Below are 18,780 nucleotides of genomic sequence, written 5' to 3' on the forward strand. Positions count from 1 at the left end.
CCCAGCCATTCCGGTGGCACACCAAGAACCAGCCACACCCGGCCCGCGACGCCCCCCCGAGCCCACACCGCAGCCACCCACCACGCCTCACCGACACCCCCACACCGCCCAAGCCCACCCACCACGGCCCGCCAGACCCACTCAAAATCCCCACTCCGCCAGCACAAACCCACCCCGGGCGGCCCCCACCCTTCCCGGGGGGCGTCCCCGAGGCCAGTCTACCGGCACTGCCCGACAGTGGATCTTCACAACGGGCCACAGAGGGCTGCCTGTGGATAACTTTTGTCGCCCGGATGGGTGGAATTCGAGGCTGGCGCTCACCCCCCGGTCCCTTTGGCCAGTCCGGTGCGGGGGCTCGACCAGGTGACTGTCGACGAGGAATGCCTGGTGGAGGTGGCTTTCCGGGGTGGATCGCGGGTGGTGGGGGATTGGCCGCGAAACGTTGTCCGGCAAAAGCTTGCTCGGCGGCGGAAGTTCGATCTCCGCAGGGGACTGGATGACCACTACCGCGCCCGGGTGGTGGACTGGTCAGCCACCGTCGCCCTAGGCGAGGACCCCGTGGTCGGTCAATGACCAAAGCAGCGGGGTCTCCACGACAACCACGCTCGGCCTGCATTCGTCCACAAGCGACAGTCCTGACACCCGGCCGGGAAGCCCGCCTTGCCCTCGCGCACCTCGGCCAGTACAACCGGGCGGCCCCCACCCTTCCCGGGGGGCGTCCCCGAGGCCAGTCTACCGGCACCCACCGACAGTGGATCTCCGCAGCAGGCCGCAAGGAGCTGCCTGTGGATAACTTCTGTCCCCTGAACGGGTGCATTCGAGGGCGGTGCTGAACGCGGACTGCCTGGTGGAGGCGGTTTCACAAGGCCGGATCGCGAGGGTGTGGGGAAAGTTGCCAGAAAGGTCCAGCGGAGGGGACGGGTGACCGGGGGAACCCGTAAGCCTCAGCAGTGGCCCAACCGGGTCAGGGTCTCCACGATGATCTCGCTCGGCCGGTATTCGTCCACAAGCGACGGACCCCGCCGGTTCTGGTACGTGGCGAGGAAGTCCGCCAGCTTGTCCTTGCGCATCTCCGTCAGCACAACGGTTTCCCCGATGTGCTGCGGCGATTCCGTGCGCTCGCGGTGGATCGCGCACGGCAGGCCGAGGTAGAAGCATTCCGCGCCCAGGCCGCCCGAGTCGGTCACCACGAACTTCGCGCGGGCCATCAGGGGCAGGAACTTCAGGTAGCGCATCTTCGGCTGGATGATGAACCGCTTGCCGTCGAACAGGTTTCCCAGTCCGAGGCGTTCGATTCGTTCCCGCTCGGGGGCTCCCGCCATGTACAGGATCGGGATTGACGCGCTGTGGTCCCGCAGGGCTTCCAGCGCCTCGCGGTACTTGTCCGCTCGCGACACCAGTTCGAACCGGTGCAGGGTCGCCAGGCCGTACTCCGCGGGGAGGTCCAGGTCCGGCAGCGAGCCGTTGACCGCCATCCGCAGGGCGTCGATCGCGGTGTTCGCGCCGGTGTCGATCACGGCGCCGCGGGCGTGGCGGAGGTTGTGCGCTTCGCGTGCGGACGGGGCGAAGTGCAGGTCGACCAGTTTGGCGGCGACCTTGCGGTTGATCTCCTCCGGCAGCGGGCTCAGCAGGCTCCCCGACCGGCAGCCCGCCTCGACGTGCGCGACGCGGGCGCCGAGGAAGCGCTTGGCGATCAGCGCGCCGCCGGGGGTGGTGAAGGTGTCGCCGTGCACGATGACCAGCGGCGGGCGGCCGTCCTCGGCGAGGATGGCGCGCAGTTCGGCGCGGCGGGTCCACGCGGTGCTGGCCACGGTGAGGGCCCAGCCGGGCACCTGGGACGGGGTCTCCAGGTTGCGCGCCTTGGACTGTGGCATCAACCACACGTCCGGCTCGGGCAGGTCCAGGTCGGCCAGCACCTCGGAGACCTCATCCACGTGCTGGGCGGTGAACCAGATCTTCGGCTTGGTGCCGCGGTTGACGATCGCGTGGTACACCGGCGCGATCTTGATCAGTTCGGCGGTGGTGCCGAGGATGAAGGAGATCACCAGATGGCCTCTTCGGCTCGACGGCAGAGCCCGGCCAGCATAGGCGCAGACGGGGCCGCCGCCTGCCCCGGGTATCGTCAGCGGCTGTGAACGCGCCCGTACCCACGTTGAGCGTCGTCATCCCCGTCTACAACGAGGAGTCGTGGGTGCCGCGCTGCGTCGCCGCCCTGCTCACCTCGCTGGAGCGGGCCGCCTGGCAGGCGCAGGTCATCGTCGTGGACGACGGCAGCACCGACGGCACCGGCGACCGGCTCGCCGAGTTGGCCAAGGAACACGGCATCACCGTCGTCTCCCAGCCCAACCGCGGCCGGTTCGAGGCGCGCAAGGCGGGCCTGGCCGAGGCCGCGGGCGACACGGTGCTGCTGTTGGACAGCCGGGTCATCATCGAGCCGGACGCGCTGTCCTACCTGCGCGCCCAGTTCACCGAGCACCCCGAGCGGCGGGTGTGGAACGGCCACATCACCGTCGCCTCGGACGGCAACCCGTACGCCGGGTTCATGGCCGGGCTGGTCAAGATCCCGTGGCGCCGCTACTGCGCCGACCCCAAGCTCACCTCGTTCGGGCCGGACGAGTTCGACCTCTACCCCAAGGGCACCGGGTTCTTCGTCGCGCCGCGGGCCATGTTGGACGGGGCGGTGCTCGCCTTCGACTCGCTCTACGACGACGTGTCGTTGGCCAGCGACGACACCCGGGTGCTGCGGTGGGTCATCGAGCGGGAGCGGATCAACATCGCGCCCGGGTTCGCCGCCGTCTACAACGGACGCGACACGCTGGGGAAGTTCGTCAAGCAGTCGCTGTTCCGCGGCACCACGTACGTCGACAGCTACCTGACCTCCGCGGGCCCGGCCCGCACCGCCCTCTTCGGAGCCCTCGGTGCGGGCGCGGTCACGCTGGGCATGCTGGTGCGCAAGCCGAAGACCACCATCGCCGCCGGGATCGTCGGCTGCGCGGCCGCCGGGGTCGCCGTCGGCAAGTGCGGCGCGACCAAGGGCGAGGCGCGCGCGGTGGCGACGTTGCTGCCGCTGTTCGCGGGCGGGTTCGGGCTCGGTGTGCTGCGTGGCCTGTTCCTCGCCGCGAAGGCCTGGCTGCGCCGGTGAGCGCGGGCACCGAGCCGGTGAGCGCCGACAACGAAGCAGGCAGCGAAGCAGGCGACGAGATCAGCACCGAGGTCGGGGCGAAGACCGTCGCCCGGTCCGGTGGGCGGGTCGGCCTGGCGATCCTGGTCGGCTCCGCGCTCGGCTACGCCGTCGTGATCTTCACCCGCAGGCTGGTCACCTCCACCGACTACGCCGTCTTCATGACGTTCTGGGGCCTGGTGTTCGGGCTCGGCTCCGCGTTGTCCCCGCTGGAGCAGGAGCTGTCCCGGCAGTCGGCGCTCGCCCGCGCCCGGGGCGCCAAGATCGGGGCGGACGGGGTCAGCGCCCTGGTCACCGGGATCGTCAGCGTCGCGGTGGTCGCCGCCGTGCCGCTGCTGCCCGCGGTCAACGACCGGCTGTTCCGGGGCCACTACTGGCTCGCCCCGATCGTGCTGGCCGCCGGGATCGCGTTCGCGGTCCAGTTCGCCGTGCGCGGCCTGCTGATCGGCAACGACCAGGTCGGCGCGTACTCGTGGCTGATCGTCGTCGAGGCCGCCGTCCGACCGCTGCTGATCCTGCTCGCCGTGCTCGCCGCGGTCGACGGGCTGGTCACCCTCGGCATCGCGGTCGCCGTCGGCTCGTTCGTGTGGATCTTCTTCGTCCGACCGGCCCGGGGGCACCTCGACCCGGCGCTGCCCGGCGACCCGCCGCGCGCGGTCGTGCCGCGGATGCTGCTGCTGTTCGTCAGTTCCGCGCTCACCGCGGCCGTGATCACCGGCTACCCGGCCATGGTCAGCCTGATCGTCCCGCCCGGCGACGAGGCCAAGTTGGGTGACCTGTTCGGCGCGCTCGCCGTCGCCCGGGTCCCGCTGTTGCTGTTCTCCGCCGTGCAGGCGCTCGCGGTCCCGGTGGTCGTGCGCCTCTCGCAAACCGAGGCGGGGCTGCGGAAACTGCGCAGGCTGCTCGCGGTCGGCACGGTCGGCGCCGTCGCGCTCGCCGCGCTGGGCGGGCTCATCGGCCTGGTGATCGGGCCGTGGGTGGTCAAGCTGCTCCTGGGTGGCGACCCGGTTTCCGGTTGGGCCGTCGCCGGTCTGGTGTGGTCGTCGGTGCTGATCGCCGTCGTCCAACTGCTCGCCGCGGTGCTCGTGGCGAGGGTGAAACCCAGGCAGGTCCTGCTGGTCTGGGCCGTGGTCGCGGTGATCTCCGCCGTGGTGCTGGCGCTCTGGCCCGGCGACGCGGTCACCAAGGCGGTCATCGGACTCGCCGTCGCCCCCAGCGTCGGGTTGCTGGTCGCCGTGGTCGCGGTCGCCAAATCGGACCCGCGGGACAACTCGCCGCGGCCCTCGGGCTGAGCCGGTCGCCCCGCGCGGTATCGTGTCCCGGCGTTTCAAAGCCGACGACGGATAGGTCTGCAAATGGCCGAGGTTGCCACCCGGCGAATCCTGATCGTGCTCCCCGCACTCAACGAAGAACACAACGTGGCCGCCGTCGTGCACCACGTGCGCGACACCCTGCCCGAGGCCGGTGTGCTCGTCGTCGACGACGGCTCGTCCGACCGCACCCAGCACGTCGCCCGCGACGCGGGCGCCACGGTCGCCCGGCTCGCGGTCAACCTCGGCGTCGGTGGGGCCATGCGGACCGGGTTCCGCTACGCCGTCGCCAACGGCTACGACGTCGTCGTCCAGGTCGACGCCGACGGCCAGCACGACCCGGAGAACGTCCGCGAACTCGTCGGCCACCTCGCCGACGCCGACCTGGTCATCGGCGCGCGGTTCGCGGGCAAGGGCGCCTACAAGGCGACCGGCCCGCGCCGGTGGGCCATGGTGGTGCTCGCCGTCGTCATCTCCCGGCTGGCCCGCACCAAGCTCACCGACGTCACCTCCGGCTTCAAGGCCGCCGGACCGCGCGCGGTGAAGATGTTCGCCGAGTACTACCCGGCGGAGTACCTCGGCGACACCATCGAGTCGCTGGTGCTGGCCATCCGCGGCGGGCTCGTCGTCAAGCAGGTCCCGGTCGAGATGCGCGAGCGCAGCGGCGGCCAGCCGAGCCAGACCCCGGTCCGCGCCGCCGTCTACCTGCTCCGGGCCGGGCTGGCCCTGCTCCTGGCGCTGGTGCGCCGTCGTCCGTCGGTCGACTCGGCCGACGCTGCCTAGGAGGTCATGATGGCCGGATGGCGGTTGCTCAGCGTCGTCGTCGCCTGTCTGGTGCTGCTCGTCGTCATCGAGATGATGCGGCGGCGCAAGCTGCGCGAGAAGTACGCGGGCATGTGGCTGCTCGTCGGCATCGGTGTGGTGGTCTTCGGCATCTTCCCGAACTTCGCGCAGAAGATCGCGGACCTGGTCGGCGTGCAGACCGCGTCCAACTTCGTGTTCTTCCTCGCGGGCATCGTGCTCGCCGTGGTGTGCCTGCACCTGAGCAGTGAGGTCGGGCACCTGGAGGAGGAGACCCGCACCGCGGTCGAGGAGATCGCCCTGCTCCGCTGTGAGCTCGATCGCACCCGGGCCGAGCTGACCGAGCGGATCGCCCGTTTGGAGGCCGACCGGCCCACCGCGGCGGGCACGGGCGTCAACGGCTCCCGCGCCACCACCTCAGCACACTCCTGACTCCCGGGCTCCCCGCACCACCACCTCGGCGCGCTTCTGAACCGTCCCCACACCACGTCACCCCGCCCTGCCAGGCCGGGAACGATGCCGGGCGGGGACGAGGGGGTGGGTGGTGGGAGGAGTGTTACGGGTAGCCTTGGAGTGCCTCGGGCGCGCACGTGTGCCCGGATCAGCCCACGATCGGTCACCCAGCGCACCCGGGACCCGCGGGTCGTGTGACCGTTCGCCGACCGAGAAGGCCGCGCGCGGCGGCTCTCTGGAGGACCGAACCTGTCATGACCCGTAGTGCCCGCGTTCCCGCGATCGCCAAACCCGAGGCCGAGCAGCCAGCCGCCGCCCCACCGGCGCGGCTCACCGCCCAGCGCGGCCTGTTCCGCGGCCCCGACCCGGTCTGCCCGGACGGGCTGTACACGACGGTCGTCACCGGCGCGGCCGACCGGGAACGCGAGCGGCTCGTCGTCCGGCGCTACTCGTCGGTCAGCACCGACACGTACTTCGGCCGCTTCCCCGCCGCCTACTGGCAGCGCTGGACCGGCGCCCCCGAGGTCACCGTCGAGATCACCGCCACCGGGTCCGCCCGGGTCACCCTGGTCGCCTCCGACTTCCGCGGCGAGACCCGGCCGGAGAGCGTCGTCGACGTCCGCGCCGCCGCGGGCGAGACGATCACCCTCAGCGCCAAGCTGGACAAGTTCCTCGACGGCGGCTTCCTCTGGGTCGACATCAGCACCGAGGACGCCGAGTTCACCGTCGACCGGCTGGTCTGGACCGTGGCCGCCCCCGAGCAGACCCGCAAGACGTCCGTGGTGATCTGCACCTTCAACCGCGCCGACGACTGCGTCCGCACCCTCGGTGCCCTCGCGGGCGACGCCGCGGCCCTGTCCGTCATCGACGCGGTGTACGTCGTCGACCAGGGCACCGACACGGTCCAGTCCCGGCCCGCGTTCGCCGACGTCGAGCGCGACCTCGGCGGGCGGCTGCGGTACCTGCGCCAGCCCAACCTCGGCGGCGCGGGCGGCTTCGGCCGCGGCATGTACGAGGTCACCAAGTCCAGCGAGTCCAACGTCCTGCTGATGGACGACGACGTGCTGTGCGAGCCCGAGATCGCCGTCCGGCTCTCCGCGTTCGCCAACCGCACCCTGCGCCCCACCCTGGTCGGCGGCCAGATGCTGCGGCTGCTGCACCCCACCCGGCTGGTCGCGGGCGCCGAGTACGCCGACTTCGGCCAACTCGTCCCCGGCCGCGTCGTGCGCAACGGCCTCGACGACGTCGACCTGCTCGAAGAGGCCGTCGACGAGCACGGCGAGCCCACCGGCCGCCCGACCCGCGGCGACCGGCGGGTCGACGCCGACTACAACGCCTGGTGGTCCTGCCTCATCCCGAACGAGGTCGTCCGCGAGCTCGGCCTGCCCATCCCGCTGTTCTTCCAGTGGGACGACGTGGAGTACGGCTACCGGGCCCGCGCCCGCGGCTACACCACCGTCACCCTGCCCGGCGCGGGCCTGTGGCACGCCGACTTCGACTGGAAGGACGGCGACAAGTGGAACGAGTACTTCGCCGTCCGCAACGCCCTGATCGTCGCGGCGCTGCACTCGCCGTTCCCGCCCAAGCAGATGGCCAGGGTGTTCACCTCCCGGATCGCCCGCGCCCTGCTCGGCATGCAGTACGGCTTCGCCGCCACCATGATCAAGGCCGTTGAGGACTTCCTGGAGGGCCCGGCGTTCCTCGCCGACGGCGGCAAGCAGGCCGCGGCCGACATCCACAAGGTCCGCGCCCAGTACCCGGACACCGTCGCCCACCCGGTGGACAAACTGCCCGAGCTCGGCCTCGGCACCGTCCCGCTGATCCAGGCCGCCCCCGAACCGAAGAACCCCCGGCTGGTGCTGCTCAAGCGGCTCGCCTACCTGGGCCTCGGCCGCGCCGTGCACCCGGTCGGCGCCGTCCCCGCCGTCGACTCGGCCTGGTGGCACATCTCCCAGTTCCAGAAGGCCGTCGTCACCGACGCCGCCCAAGACCGGTTCCGGGTGCGCCAACGGGACATGAACACCGCCGTTGAGCTCGGCAAGCGCACCGCCCGGCTGGCCCGCAGGCTGATCGCCGAGGGCGCGCGGCTGCAGGAGGAGTACCGCGCCGCGATGCCCGCGCTGACCGACAAGGACAACTGGGAGCGGCTCTACGGCCTGCGCGAGCAGGACTGACCGCGACGGAACCGAGCAGAACCCCGGCGGTGACCGCCGCCGGGGCGCCGCACCAGGCTCGCTGGAGGAGCGAAGTGACCGAGCAGGACGCTAGGCAGAGCGGCACCCCGGTGGTGCTGCAGCGGGTCATCCTGCCCCGCGACACCGACCCGGTGGACGTCCGTCCGCTCTACCTCGACGAGCCGGACACCGCGCACAGCCACGTGTCCTCCCGCACCGCGGTGACCGTCCCGGCGTCGGCGCGGGTGTCGTTCGCGTCGTACTTCAACGCCTTCCCCGCCGGGTACTGGAAGCGCTGGACCCGGGTCACCGAGGTCATCCTCCGACTCAACCTGCGCGGCGGCGGCCGGGTCGACGTCTACCGGTCCAAGCCCAACGGCGACCAGGCGCACGTCGCGGGCCACGCCGTCCGCGGCGGCGACTGGGACGTCGCCGAGTTCCGGGTCGACCTGGCCAGCTTCGAGGACGGCGGCTGGATCTGGTTCGACGTCTTCACCGACGACTCCACCCTGGAGATCGCCGACGCCGTCTGGGCCACCGACCTGGAACTGCCCAAGAAGACCCTGTCCATCGGCACCACCACGTTCAACCGGGTCGACGACTGCGTCGCGTCGCTGCTGGCCCTCGGCGACGACCCGGCCATCCTGGACGTCGTCACCAAGGTCTACGTCGCCGACCAGGGCACCAAGAAGATCTCCGGCCACCCCCGGTTCGCCGAGGCAGCCACCCTGCTCGGCGACCGACTCGAAGTCATCGAACAGGGCAACCTCGGCGGCTCCGGCGGCTTCAGTCGGGCCTTCTACGAGTCCCTGGAACACTCCGACGTCGACCAGATCCTGCTGATGGACGACGACATCGCCCTGGAGCCGGACAGCATCCTGCGGGCCAGCGCGTTCGCCCGCGCCGCCACCAACCCGGTGATCGTCGGCAGCCAGATGCTCAACCTGCAGGAGAAGGCCCAACTGCACAGCATGGGCGAGGTCGTCGACCTCCACTCCTGCTACTGGCGCCCCGCCCCCGGCGCCGTCACCCGGCACAACTTCGGCGAGAACTCGCTACGCGAGACCCGCGAACTCCACCGCCGCGTCGACTCCACCTACAACGGTTGGTGGATGTGCCTGTTCCCCCGCGAGATCGTCGAGGCCAACGGCCTCCCCCTGCCGCTGTTCATCAAGTGGGACGACGCCGAGTACTCGCTGCGCGCACTGGCCAAGGGCTATCCCACGGTCACCCTGCCCGGCTCCGCGGTCTGGCACATGCCCTGGACCGACAAGAACGACCTGTCCGACTGGACGGTCTACTTCCACATGCGCAACCGCTTGGTCGTCGCCGCCCTGCACAGCCCACACGACCAGCGCGCGGTGCTGCTGAAGCAGGGCTTGCGCGCCACCATCCGGCGGCTGCTGTCGATGGAGTACTCGACGGTCGCCATCGAGATCAAGGCCATCGAGGACTTCCTGGCAGGCCCGGACCACCTGTTCGACCTGCTGCCCGAGGCCCTGCCCCAGGTCCAACGCATCCGCAAGCGCTACGCCGACGCCCAAACCCTCCCCTCGGCGGGCGAATTCCCGCCACCCACCCTGGACGCCGTACACGCCGAACGCATGCTGCGCCCCCCGGCCAACCCGGCCCGCATCGCCGCCCAGGCCTCCAAGGCGCTCCTGCACAACCTCCGCCCCCCAACAGCCGAATCCGGCGAACGCCCCCAGGTCAACGTCCCCGCGGGCAGCGCGCTCTGGTTCCTCCTCGGCAACCTCGACTCGGCCACCGTCTCCACCCCCGACGGCACCGGCGTCGCCTTCCGCAAACGCGACCCCAAGGTCTTCCGCGACCTGGCCAAACAAGCCGCCGCCGCCTACCGCCGCCTCGCCGCCGAATGGCCCACCGCCAAGGAAACCTGGCAAGCCGCCCTCCCCGACCTCACCTCGACCGAGAGCTGGCGCAAGATCTTCGAAAACTAGCTCCTGAGCCGGCCGCGGGCTGGCTTGAGCAGCAGGTGAGAGGGCGATTCCGTCGGGATCGCCCTCTTCCCATTCCCCGCCGATTCTTCTGATATTCACCCGTCCCAGCGACAAAAGTTATCCACAGATGGCCCGCTGCGACCTCGTTCTGAAGATCCACCGTCGGGGGGTGCCGGTAGACTGGCCTCGGGGACGCCCCCCGGGAAGGGTGGGGGCCGCCCGGTTGTACTGGCCGAGGTGCGCAAGGACAAGTTGGGGGACTTTCCGGCCGCTTGTGTTCATCGTGAAGCCTCGGCCCGGTCGGGCCACTGTCGAGGCTTATGTCGAGGGCCAGTTCCCCTGGCCGCAGTTCCCCGGGTGACAGTGGCCGACAAGTCCGCCGCCTGGCCGCGGCGGCAGTCATCCGGTCTCGCGCGGAGACCGAACTCCCACCGCCAAACAACCTTTCCGACAACTTTCAGCGACGCGTCTCCGCACACCCGCGATCCGCCCCACAAACCACCTCCTACCAGGCAGTCCTCGTCGAGCATCGCCCTCGAACGCCACCCTTCCAGGCGACAGAAGTTATCCACAGGAGAACCTCTCCACTCCCTCTTTCAAGATCTTTCGTCCGACCCCACGGGTAGACTGGCATCGAGGGCTGCCCCCGGGAAGGGTGGGGGCCGCCTGGGGGTGGTGGGGTGGGGTGGCAAGCGGTTTGGGGTGGAACCACCTGATCGGGTGGGGCGGGGGCTTGGTGGCCCTTGTGTGGGGCGTCAAGGGGCCGGGAAGCGCGGCGGGCGGGGGCCGGGACGTGACGGTTTGGCCTGGCAGGCGGGTCGGGTGATCGAGCACGATGAGAATCGGCGTGGTTGTCTCGTGCGATCAGGGGGGGCTGGGCGATGCTCGTCCTGCGGCCAGGTCGAAGGCTCTGCGAGAACGCCGAGGTGGGGGGCGAAGTCACCCGATCGGGGGTATCAGGGGGTGGGAAAAGGCCGATGCCCGGCCCCCGCGAGCGGGGGCCGGGCATCGGGAAAGTGCTGCGGCGAAGATCAGACGGCGCGGACGCCGGTGGCCTGGGGGCCCTTCTGGCCCTGGCCGATCTCGAACTCGACGCGCTGGTTCTCGTCCAGGGTCTTGAAACCGTTGCCCTGGATCTCCGAGTAGTGCACGAAGACGTCGGCGCCGCCGTCGTCCGGCTGGATGAAGCCGAAGCCCTTCTCGGAGTTGAACCACTTCACTGTGCCCTGTGCCACGTCTATCTCCTCAACAGGTACCGCTTGGGCCTGCGCGGTCGCGTAGGCCCTGGTCGGTTTCAGACGGCGACTTCTCCGGCTTGACCTGGAGGAAAACCGCGCGCCCGCAACGATCTCTTGCGAGCGTGATCTAACACGTACTCAAGAAAATTCACGACCGGACACAGTCAACCACACATCTGATCGCCTTCGCACCCGTATGCCGGGGGTTGCGACGCGGAACCCACTGGGAGACGCTGTCAAGGTGAGCGAGCTGGCCAGTGACAACACCGAGTCCATCGCACTCCGCCTCGATGATGTCGGCGTCTCCGTCGACCTGCCGAGGCCCGTTCATCCCGGTGACCAGGTGCAGGGCGTCCCGTACCGGCCGGTCGAGTTCCGCGACGACGACCTGCCGACGGCCCTGGAGCGGGCGGCGTCGTGGCTGCGCCGGACCCAGGAGTGGCTGGGCGAGCCGGTCGACGTGATCGCCATCCACCTGGACTACGACGACCGCGAGGGCAGGCCCTACTACGACGTCAAGCTGCTCTGCAACGACGAAGACCTGGCAGGCGCCCCGATAGCCCTCCGCGAGCACCTGCGCCAAGCCTGAGCCCCAGAGGCCACCAGGGCCACGAGAGGCCCCTAGAACCACCGTTCCAGCACCAGCGCGACCCCGTCCTCGGAGTTGGGGGCGGTGATCTCGTCGGCGGCCGCGATGACCGCGTGGTGGGCGTTGGCCATGGCGACCCCGTGGCCCGCCCAGCGGATCATCTCGATGTCGTTGGGCATGTCGCCGAACGCGATCACCGCCGCCCGCGGGACGGCCAGCAGGGTGGCGACCTCGGCGAGGCCGGTTGCCTTGGTGACGCCCGGCGCGGAGATCTCCAGCAGGCCGCGGTCAGTGGAGTACGTCACACCGACGCTGTCGCCGAGCAGTTCGGTCGCGGCGACCATCATCTCGGCGCTCGTCATGCCCTCGTGCCGGACCAGCAGCTTGGTCGCCGGGTGGCCGAGCACCTCACCCCGGTGCCCCATGATCAGTTCGTCCGCCTCGTCGCCCCACGGGTTCGCGTAGCCGTGTTCGGCCGCGTACGGGACGGGCAGGGTCTGCGCGCCGATCACCACCCGCTCGGTGGCGAGGGTGATCCCGGGCAGCACGCGCTCCAGGGTGTGCGCCACGTCGTGCAGCAGCACCGGGTCGAGCCGGTGTGCGGACACCACATGCCCGGACGCGATGTCGTAGATGATCGCCCCATTGGCGCACACGGCGTACCCGGCCAGCCCGGTCGCGTCGGACACCGGTGGGATCCAGCGCGGCGGACGGCCGCTGACCAGCACGAACGGGGTGCCCGCCGCCACCACGCGGGCGACCGCCGCGGCCGTGCGCGGGGTGACCCGGGCCAGCGGGTCGAGCAGGGTGCCATCGATGTCGGAGGCGACGAGCCGGGGAGCGTCCACGCCCCCATCCTCCCCGACGGGGACAGCGGAATTCGGTGCCCCTGACCACCCTGGTGCCCGCCGAGGGATTACCTTCGCCTGGTGCGCGTAGGAATTGTCATTCTCCCCGAGCATCGCTGGTGGGCGGCCGAACCGAAGTGGCGGGGCGCTGAGGAACACGGGTTCGACCACGCCTGGACCTACGACCACCTCGGCTGGCGGACGCTGGTCGACGGTCCCTGGTTCGACGCGATCCCCACCCTGACCGCGGCGGCGATGGTCACCTCCGAGATCCGGCTCGGCACCTTCGTCGTCTCCCCGAACTTCCGCCACCCGGTGCCGCTGGCCAGACAGGTGCTGGCCGTCGACGACATCTCCGACGGCCGGTTCATGCTCGGCATCGGCTCCGGCGCCAGCGGCCTCGGCGGCTACGACCGGCAGGCCATGGGCCACGCCGGTGAGGACACCACACCAGCCCAGGTCGCCGACCGGTTCGCCGAGTTCGTCGAACTCACCGACTCCCTGCTCACCTGCCAGAAGACCACCTTCTCGGGTGAGCACTACCGCACCGAGGAGGCCAGAAGCGCCCCCGGCTGCGTCCAGCAGCCCCGGGTGCCGTTCCTCATCGCGGCGAACGGCCCGCGGGCGATGGGGTTGGCCGCCCGGTTCGGCCAGGGCTGGGTGACCACCGGCTCGCCCGAGCCCAAGACCCTGGACGACTGGTGGGCCGACGTGGCCAAGCGGGCCCGGCGGTTCGAGCGGGTGCTGGTCGAGCAGGACCGCGACCCGGCCACCGTCGACCGCTACGTCAGCGTCGACGCGTCCCCGGTGTTCTCGCTGAGCAGCGTGGACGCCTTCACCGAGCACGTCGGCCGGGCCCGCGACGCCGGGTTCACCGACGTGGTCGTGCACTGGCCGCGCCCGGACGGCCCGTACGCGGGCCGCGAGACGGTGCTGGAGCAGGTCGCGGCCGACGTGCTGCCGCTGCTGGGCGGTCGCGCCACCCGGCGCGACGCCGAGAACAGCGCGGCGAGCAACGGCACCGGCACCTTGGGCGTCTAAGAGGCCGGGAGAGGAACACGGAGGGGATGGTCGGCCCCGGCGCCCGGGGGAGGAGCGCCGGGGCCGACCGCGTCCCACCTGCGTGGAAGGTGACCTGTGCCTCGCCGTCAAGGGAAATTCCGCCCGCAGGTAGCCTGGGCGACCGTGAGCGCGGTCGCGAAAACCAACAACGACAACTACGACGGGTACGACCTGGTCGTCGTCGGCTCCGGATTCTTCGGGCTGACGATCGCCGAGCGCACCGCCACCCAACTCGACAAGCGGGTGCTCGTGATCGAGCGCCGGTCGCACATCGGTGGCAACGCGTACTCCGAGGAAGAACCGGAGACCGGCATCGAGGTGCACCGCTACGGCGCGCACCTGTTCCACACCTCGAACAAGCGGGTGTGGGACTACGTGAACCAGTTCACCGAGTTCACCGACTACCAGCACCGCGTGTTCGGCAAGTACGACGGGCAGGTCTACGCCCTGCCGATGAACCTGGCCCTGATCAACACCTTCTTCGGCCGGTCGCACACCCCGGACGAGGCGCGGGCGCTGATCGCCGAGCAGGCCGCCGAGATCGACACCGACGAGGCGAAGAACCTCGAGGAGAAGGCGATCTCGCTGATCGGCAGGCCGCTGTACGAGGCGTTCATCCGCGCGTACACGGCCAAGCAGTGGCAGACGGACCCCAAGGAGCTGGCGCCGTCGATCATCACCCGGCTGCCGGTGCGGTACAACTTCAACAACCGGTACTTCAACGACACCTACGAGGGCCTGCCGGTCAACGGCTACACCGCGTGGCTGGAGAAGATGGCCGAGCACCCGAACATCGAGGTGCGGCTGGACGTGGACTACTTCGACGTGCGTGACCGCATTCCGGCGGGAACCCCGGTCGTCTACACCGGGCCGCTGGACCGCTACTTCGACTACTCGGCCGGGCGGCTGGGCTGGCGCACCCTGGACTTCGAGACCGAGGTCCTGCCCACGGGCGACTTCCAGGGCACCTCGGTGATGAACTACAACGACGCCGCGGCCCCCTACACCCGCATCCACGAGTTCCGGCACTTCCACCCCGAGCGCACCCACTACCCGACGGACAAGACGGTCATCGTCCGCGAGTACTCGCGCTCCGCCGAGCCCGAGGACGAGCCGTACTACCCGATCAACACCCCCGACGACCGGGAGAAGCTGGCCGCCTACCGGGAGTTGGCCAAGGCCGAGGCGGCCGGGAAGAACGTGGTCTTCGGCGGTAGGCTCGGCACCTACCAGTACCTCGACATGCACATGGCCATCGGCTCGGCGCTGTCGGTTTTCGACAACAAGGTCGCCCCCCACCTGCGGGACGGCGCCCCGCTCGACGGCTCCATCGACGGGTAGGCGAAACACGGCGGCGGTTCCCCCGATGCTGTCGTCGGGGGACACGCCACGACTGGGAGGTAGCCAAGTGGACCGCAGCACGTCCGCGGCCGGGCGGGAGACGGCCGCGCTGAGCCGGGTGCAGGGTGCCATCGGCACCGGCCCGGTGGTGACCGCGGCCCGGGGCCTGTCGCTGTTCGGCGAGCACAGCGTCGGGTGGTTCGCGCTCGGCCTGCTCGGTGCCGCCGTCGACCGCCGCAGGCGCAAGGACTGGCTGGTCGCCGCCGGCGGGGTGGTCGCGGCGCACGCGGCGTCCATCGCGATCAAGCGGGTGGTGCGCAGGCCGCGCCCGGACGACCCGTCGGTCCAGGTGCTCGTCGGCACCCCCGGCAAGCTCAGCTTCCCGTCGTCGCACGCCACGTCCACCACGGCGGCGGCGGTGCTCTACTCGGGCCTCACCGGGCGCAAGCTGGTGCCGGTCCTGGTCCCGCCGATGCTGGTCTCCCGACTGGTCCTCGGCGTGCACTACCCGTCCGACGTGGTCGCGGGCTCGGTCCTCGGCGCGCTGGTCGGCGGCCTGCTCCGGCGCAAGCTCCGCGGGGGCAAGCGATGAGCGAGAAGGTCGCCGACAGCACAGCCGACACCACTGCCGAGACCCCCACCACAGGCAGCGCCGCCACCGAGGCCGCCGCGCCGGACCTGGCCCGCCCGAACGTGCTCGCGGGCCTGCTGAAGACCGCCCGACCGCGCCAGTGGGTCAAGAACATCCTGGTCCTGGCGGCGCCGTTCACCGCGAACCGCGTGTTCGAGAAGGAAGTCCTCCTCGCCGCCGCGATCGCCTTCGTGTCGTTCTGCCTGATCTCGTCGGCGGTCTACCTGGTCAACGACGCCATCGACGTCGCCGCCGACCGGGAACACCCGACCAAGCGCAACCGCCCCATCGCCGCGGGCATCGTCCCGGTCCAGTTGGCCTACGCCACTTCGGCCGGGCTGCTGGTCGCCGCCATGGCGGTCAGCCTCATCGCGGGCTGGCAACTGACCGTGGTGCTGGCCGTCTACGCCGCCGTGCAGCTCGGCTACTGCCTGGGTCTCAAGCACCAGCCGGTGATCGACCTGTGCATCGTCGCGTCCGGCTTCCTGCTCCGCTCGATCGCCGGTGGGGTGGCCGCCGAGATCCCGCTGTCCCAGTGGTTCCTGCTGGTCACCGCGTTCGGCTCGCTGTTCATGGTCTCCGGCAAGCGCTACGCCGAGATCATCCTGTTCGAGCGCACCGGCGCCAAGATCCGCTCGTCGCTGTCCAAGTACTCCTCCAGCTACCTGCGCTTCGTCTGGGCCACCGCCGCCGCGATCATGATCACCAGCTACTCGCTGTGGGCCTTCGAGATCCGCGAGCGCAACCCGCACAACTCCGTCTGGGCGGTGATCTCCATCGTCCCGTTCGTGATCGCGGTGCTCCGGTACGCGGTCGACGTGGACAGCGGGCACGCCGGGACCCCCGAGGACATCGCCCTCAAGGACCGCGTCCTGCAGGTCCTCGGTTTCGCCTGGGTCGCCTGCCTGGCCCTCTCCATCTACCTCTGACCCGGCTCCACCAGGTCGGTCGACAGCGGGCCGCCGCCATCGCGGGCGGCGGCGAGGGCGATCTCGTGCGCGCGCTGCCTGCCGTCGAACTCGTTGCGGGCGGCGAACGGCGACGACAGCAGCGACGCGATCAACATCGTCGTCATCTCGTCGATGCCCAGTTCGTGCGCCCGTTCCACCGCGCGCACCACCGCCGAGGTCTCCGACCTGAACCAGCCGGACGGGTCCCGCTCGGTCTCGGCCACCAACCGCGGATCCAGCTCGACCGCGGTGCACGGCAGCGGCCCCGGCATGATGTGTTGTGACTGTGTGGCGTGCGGCAGAGTGCGCGCGCCGGACTCGACCAGCGCCACCCAGGTCGCCAGCGTCCGGCACACCGCCGCCGCCACCGCGTCCGCCGGTTCGGCGCGCAGCGCCAGTTCGGCGCCGAACACCTGGACCAGGCTGTGGAACCGGTACCGCACCCGCCCGATCGCGTCGATCCCGGCGACCTCGACCAGCCGCAGGTCGACCAGTCGCTCCACCACGTCCTCGGCGTCGTCGAGCGGGATCTCCAGCAGCGGCGCGGCGGGCCACGACCCGAAGTCCGGCAGGTCCAGCAGCGCCAGCAGGTGGAAGGCGTGCCGGTGCGGGTCGTCGAGCTCGACGTAGGTCAGCCGCAGGGTCGACCGCACCGCCAGGTCGCCGACGGACCCGTCCAGCCCGCGCCGCTCGTCGGCCAACCGGCCCGCCAGCGCCCGCAGCGGCCAGTGCGGTCGGGCCAGCAGTTTCGCCCCCGCCGCGCGCACCGCCAGCGGGATACCGCCGCACAGCGCCGCGATGGTCTCCGCCGCGACCGGCTCCGCGCCCACCCTGGCCGACCCGACGATCCGGCCCAGCATCCGGATCGACGTCTCGGTGGACAGCAGCCCCAGTTCGACGCCGACCGCGCCCACCAGCCCGGTCAGCCGGGACCGGCTGGTCACGATCACCAGGCAGCTCGGCCCGCTGGGCAGCAGTGCCCGCACCTGCCGCTCGTCGTGGGCGTTGTCCAGCACGATCAGCAGCCGCTTCTCGTCGACCCGCCTGCGGAACAGCTCGACCCGCTCGTCGGTGTCGTCGGGCAGCGCCGTGGTCGCCACGCCGAGCGCGGTGAGGAACCGGCCCAGCACCTCGAACGCGCCCGGGTCCCGTTCGGCGCCGCGCAGGTCGGCGAACAACTGCCCATCGGGGTACCGGGGGCACAGCCGGTGCGCGGCGTGCACCGCCAGCGCCGACTTGCCCGCCCCGGCGACCCCGGAAATCACCACCGTGGGGGAGCCCGCCGCGTCCGCCTCGCTCACCGCCATGATCGTGCTGAGCTGGTCGTCGCGGCCGGTGAAGTCGCTGATGTCCGGCGGCAGGTGGCGCGGCACCGGGCAGCGCGACTCGTGACCGAGGCTGACCCGGCGCGTCGGGTCGACCGGCCGCAGCGTGCCGTCCAGGATCTGGTTGTGCAGGGTCCGCAGCTCCGAGCCGGGCTGCACACCCAGCTCGGCCACCAGCCTGGCGCGGCCGTCCCGGTACACCGCCAGCGCGTCCTCCGGGCGGCCGCTCTCGAACAGCGCGCGCATCAGCAGGGCGCGGGACTGCTCGCGCAGCGGGTTCGCGTGCACCAGTCTGCGCAGGTGCGCGGCCACCTCGGCGGCGCGGCCCTGCCGCAGTTGGCACCGGGCGCGGCCCTCCTCGGCGCTGAGCCGTTCCCCGGTCAGGTGCGCCGACCGCGACCTGGCGAAACTGGCCTCGACACCACCGAACGCCTGCCCCCGCCACAGCCGCAGCGCCTGCTCGTAGAGGCCCACCGCCGTGTCGTGCTCGACCTGCCGCTCGGCGTGCCTTGCCGCGTACAGGTGGTTCTCGAAGCTCTCCAGGTCGCTGTCGGTCGGGTCGACGTCGAGCAGGTAGCCCGGCGACTTCGTGGTCAGCGCCCCCGCCCGCCCCGCCGCCGCCACCGCCCGCCGCACCGACGCCACGTAGGTGTGCACCAGTGCGGTGGCCGACGCGGGCGGTGATCCGTCCCAGACCAACTCGATCAGCCGCTCCGTCGGGACGACCTGCCGGGGCTGCGACAACAACGCCGCCAGCACCGCTTTCGGCTTCGCGCCGCCGAGGTCGACCGGCCGCCCGTCCGACTCGTCCGATCTGACCTCCACCGGCCCCAGCACCAGGATGCGCACGTCTCTACCCCCAGGTCAGTGTGCTCAGTCACCACTATCGGCGCTGCGGCCTGCCCTGTCACCAGCG

General features: G+C 71.0%; 15 protein-coding genes. 11 read left to right on the forward strand and 4 right to left on the reverse strand.

Annotation, left to right across the window (positions count from 1 at the left end):
• Positions 1-944: 944 nt before the first annotated feature.
• Positions 945-2,045: a UDP-N-acetylglucosamine 2-epimerase gene (locus H504_RS0123635; RefSeq protein WP_026424794.1), complete on the reverse strand. Its 1,101-nt coding sequence runs from the start codon at positions 2,043-2,045 to the stop codon at positions 945-947.
• A gap of 86 nt (positions 2,046-2,131) precedes the next feature.
• Here H504_RS0123635 and H504_RS0123640 point away from each other — a divergent pair, with 86 nt between their 5' ends.
• The 6 genes from H504_RS0123640 to H504_RS0123665 all read left to right on the forward strand — a co-directional run bounded on the left by H504_RS0123640 (position 2,132) and on the right by H504_RS0123665 (position 9,880).
• Positions 2,132-3,142, forward strand: coding sequence for a glycosyltransferase family 2 protein (locus H504_RS0123640; RefSeq protein ID WP_026424795.1), 1,011 nt, complete (start codon positions 2,132-2,134; stop codon positions 3,140-3,142).
• Entirely contained in the window at positions 3,139-4,473 is a 1,335-nt protein-coding gene (locus H504_RS0123645) for a polysaccharide biosynthesis protein (protein ID WP_245614429.1), read from the forward strand. The genes H504_RS0123640 and H504_RS0123645 overlap by 4 nt, the downstream gene beginning before the upstream one ends.
• 63 nt (positions 4,474-4,536) lie before the next feature.
• Entirely contained in the window at positions 4,537-5,274 is a 738-nt protein-coding gene (locus H504_RS0123650) for a glycosyltransferase family 2 protein (protein ID WP_026424797.1), read from the forward strand.
• Between the two features lie 9 nt (positions 5,275-5,283).
• Entirely contained in the window at positions 5,284-5,724 is a 441-nt protein-coding gene (locus tag H504_RS0123655; RefSeq protein ID WP_026424798.1) for a DUF2304 domain-containing protein, read from the forward strand.
• Between the two features lie 275 nt (positions 5,725-5,999).
• On the forward strand, positions 6,000-7,919 hold the full coding sequence (locus H504_RS0123660) for a glycosyltransferase (protein WP_026424799.1): 1,920 nt from the start codon (positions 6,000-6,002) through the stop codon (positions 7,917-7,919).
• A 74-nt stretch (positions 7,920-7,993) separates the two neighbouring features.
• On the forward strand, positions 7,994-9,880 hold the full coding sequence (locus H504_RS0123665; protein WP_026424800.1) for a glycosyltransferase: 1,887 nt from the start codon (positions 7,994-7,996) through the stop codon (positions 9,878-9,880).
• Positions 9,881-10,911: 1,031 nt separating this feature from the next.
• Here H504_RS0123665 and H504_RS0123670 read toward each other — a convergent pair.
• Positions 10,912-11,115, reverse strand: a complete 204-nt coding sequence (locus tag H504_RS0123670; RefSeq protein WP_018683440.1) for a cold-shock protein — start codon at positions 11,113-11,115, stop codon at positions 10,912-10,914.
• Positions 11,116-11,359: 244 nt separating this feature from the next.
• Here H504_RS0123670 and H504_RS0123675 point away from each other — a divergent pair, with 244 nt between their 5' ends.
• Complete coding sequence (locus H504_RS0123675; protein WP_026424801.1) at positions 11,360-11,707, forward strand: hypothetical protein; 348 nt, start codon at positions 11,360-11,362, stop codon at positions 11,705-11,707.
• A 32-nt stretch (positions 11,708-11,739) separates the two neighbouring features.
• On the opposite strand, the gene H504_RS0123680 is transcribed toward H504_RS0123675, so the two are convergent.
• Positions 11,740-12,555 (reverse strand): HAD family hydrolase, encoded by an 816-nt coding sequence (locus H504_RS0123680; RefSeq protein WP_026424802.1) that lies wholly within the window; start codon positions 12,553-12,555, stop codon positions 11,740-11,742.
• A gap of 81 nt (positions 12,556-12,636) precedes the next feature.
• On the opposite strand from H504_RS0123680, the gene H504_RS36650 reads away from it, so the two are divergent.
• The 4 genes from H504_RS36650 (at position 12,637) to H504_RS0123700 (ending at position 16,518) form a co-directional block, all read left to right on the forward strand.
• Positions 12,637-13,596 (forward strand): LLM class flavin-dependent oxidoreductase, encoded by a 960-nt coding sequence (locus H504_RS36650; protein ID WP_035305684.1) that lies wholly within the window; start codon positions 12,637-12,639, stop codon positions 13,594-13,596.
• 144 nt (positions 13,597-13,740) lie between these two features.
• Positions 13,741-14,958, forward strand: coding sequence for a UDP-galactopyranose mutase (gene glf, locus H504_RS0123690; protein WP_026424803.1), 1,218 nt, complete (start codon positions 13,741-13,743; stop codon positions 14,956-14,958).
• Between the two features lie 67 nt (positions 14,959-15,025).
• A complete protein-coding gene (locus tag H504_RS0123695) occupies positions 15,026-15,550 on the forward strand; it encodes a phosphatase PAP2 family protein (RefSeq protein WP_026424804.1) in 525 nt (174 codons plus the stop codon).
• Entirely contained in the window at positions 15,547-16,518 is a 972-nt protein-coding gene (locus tag H504_RS0123700) for a decaprenyl-phosphate phosphoribosyltransferase (protein WP_026424805.1), read from the forward strand. Before H504_RS0123695 ends, H504_RS0123700 begins: the two co-directional genes overlap by 4 nt.
• Here the strand turns inward: H504_RS0123700 and H504_RS36655 are convergent.
• Positions 16,509-18,713, reverse strand: a complete 2,205-nt coding sequence (locus tag H504_RS36655; RefSeq protein ID WP_051386195.1) for an AfsR/SARP family transcriptional regulator — start codon at positions 18,711-18,713, stop codon at positions 16,509-16,511. The two genes, H504_RS0123700 and H504_RS36655, sit on opposite strands and share 10 nt — an antisense overlap.
• Positions 18,714-18,780: the final 67 nt, after the last annotated feature.

The sequence above is a fragment of the Actinokineospora inagensis DSM 44258 genome (assembly GCF_000482865.1).
GTDB classification, from domain to species: Bacteria; Actinomycetota; Actinomycetes; order Mycobacteriales; family Pseudonocardiaceae; genus Actinokineospora; species Actinokineospora inagensis.

Excerpts from the sequence above, each read along its gene's own strand:
- H504_RS0123650 (WP_026424797.1), top strand. The coding sequence starts at position 4,537 with ATGGCCGAGGTTGCCACCCGGCGAATCCTGATCGTGCTCCCCGCACTC.
- H504_RS0123655 (WP_026424798.1), top strand. The coding sequence starts at position 5,284 with ATGGCCGGATGGCGGTTGCTCAGCGTCGTCGTCGCCTGTCTGGTGCTG.
- H504_RS0123660 (WP_026424799.1), top strand. The coding sequence starts at position 6,000 with ATGACCCGTAGTGCCCGCGTTCCCGCGATCGCCAAACCCGAGGCCGAG.
- H504_RS0123700 (WP_026424805.1), top strand. The coding sequence starts at position 15,547 with ATGAGCGAGAAGGTCGCCGACAGCACAGCCGACACCACTGCCGAGACC.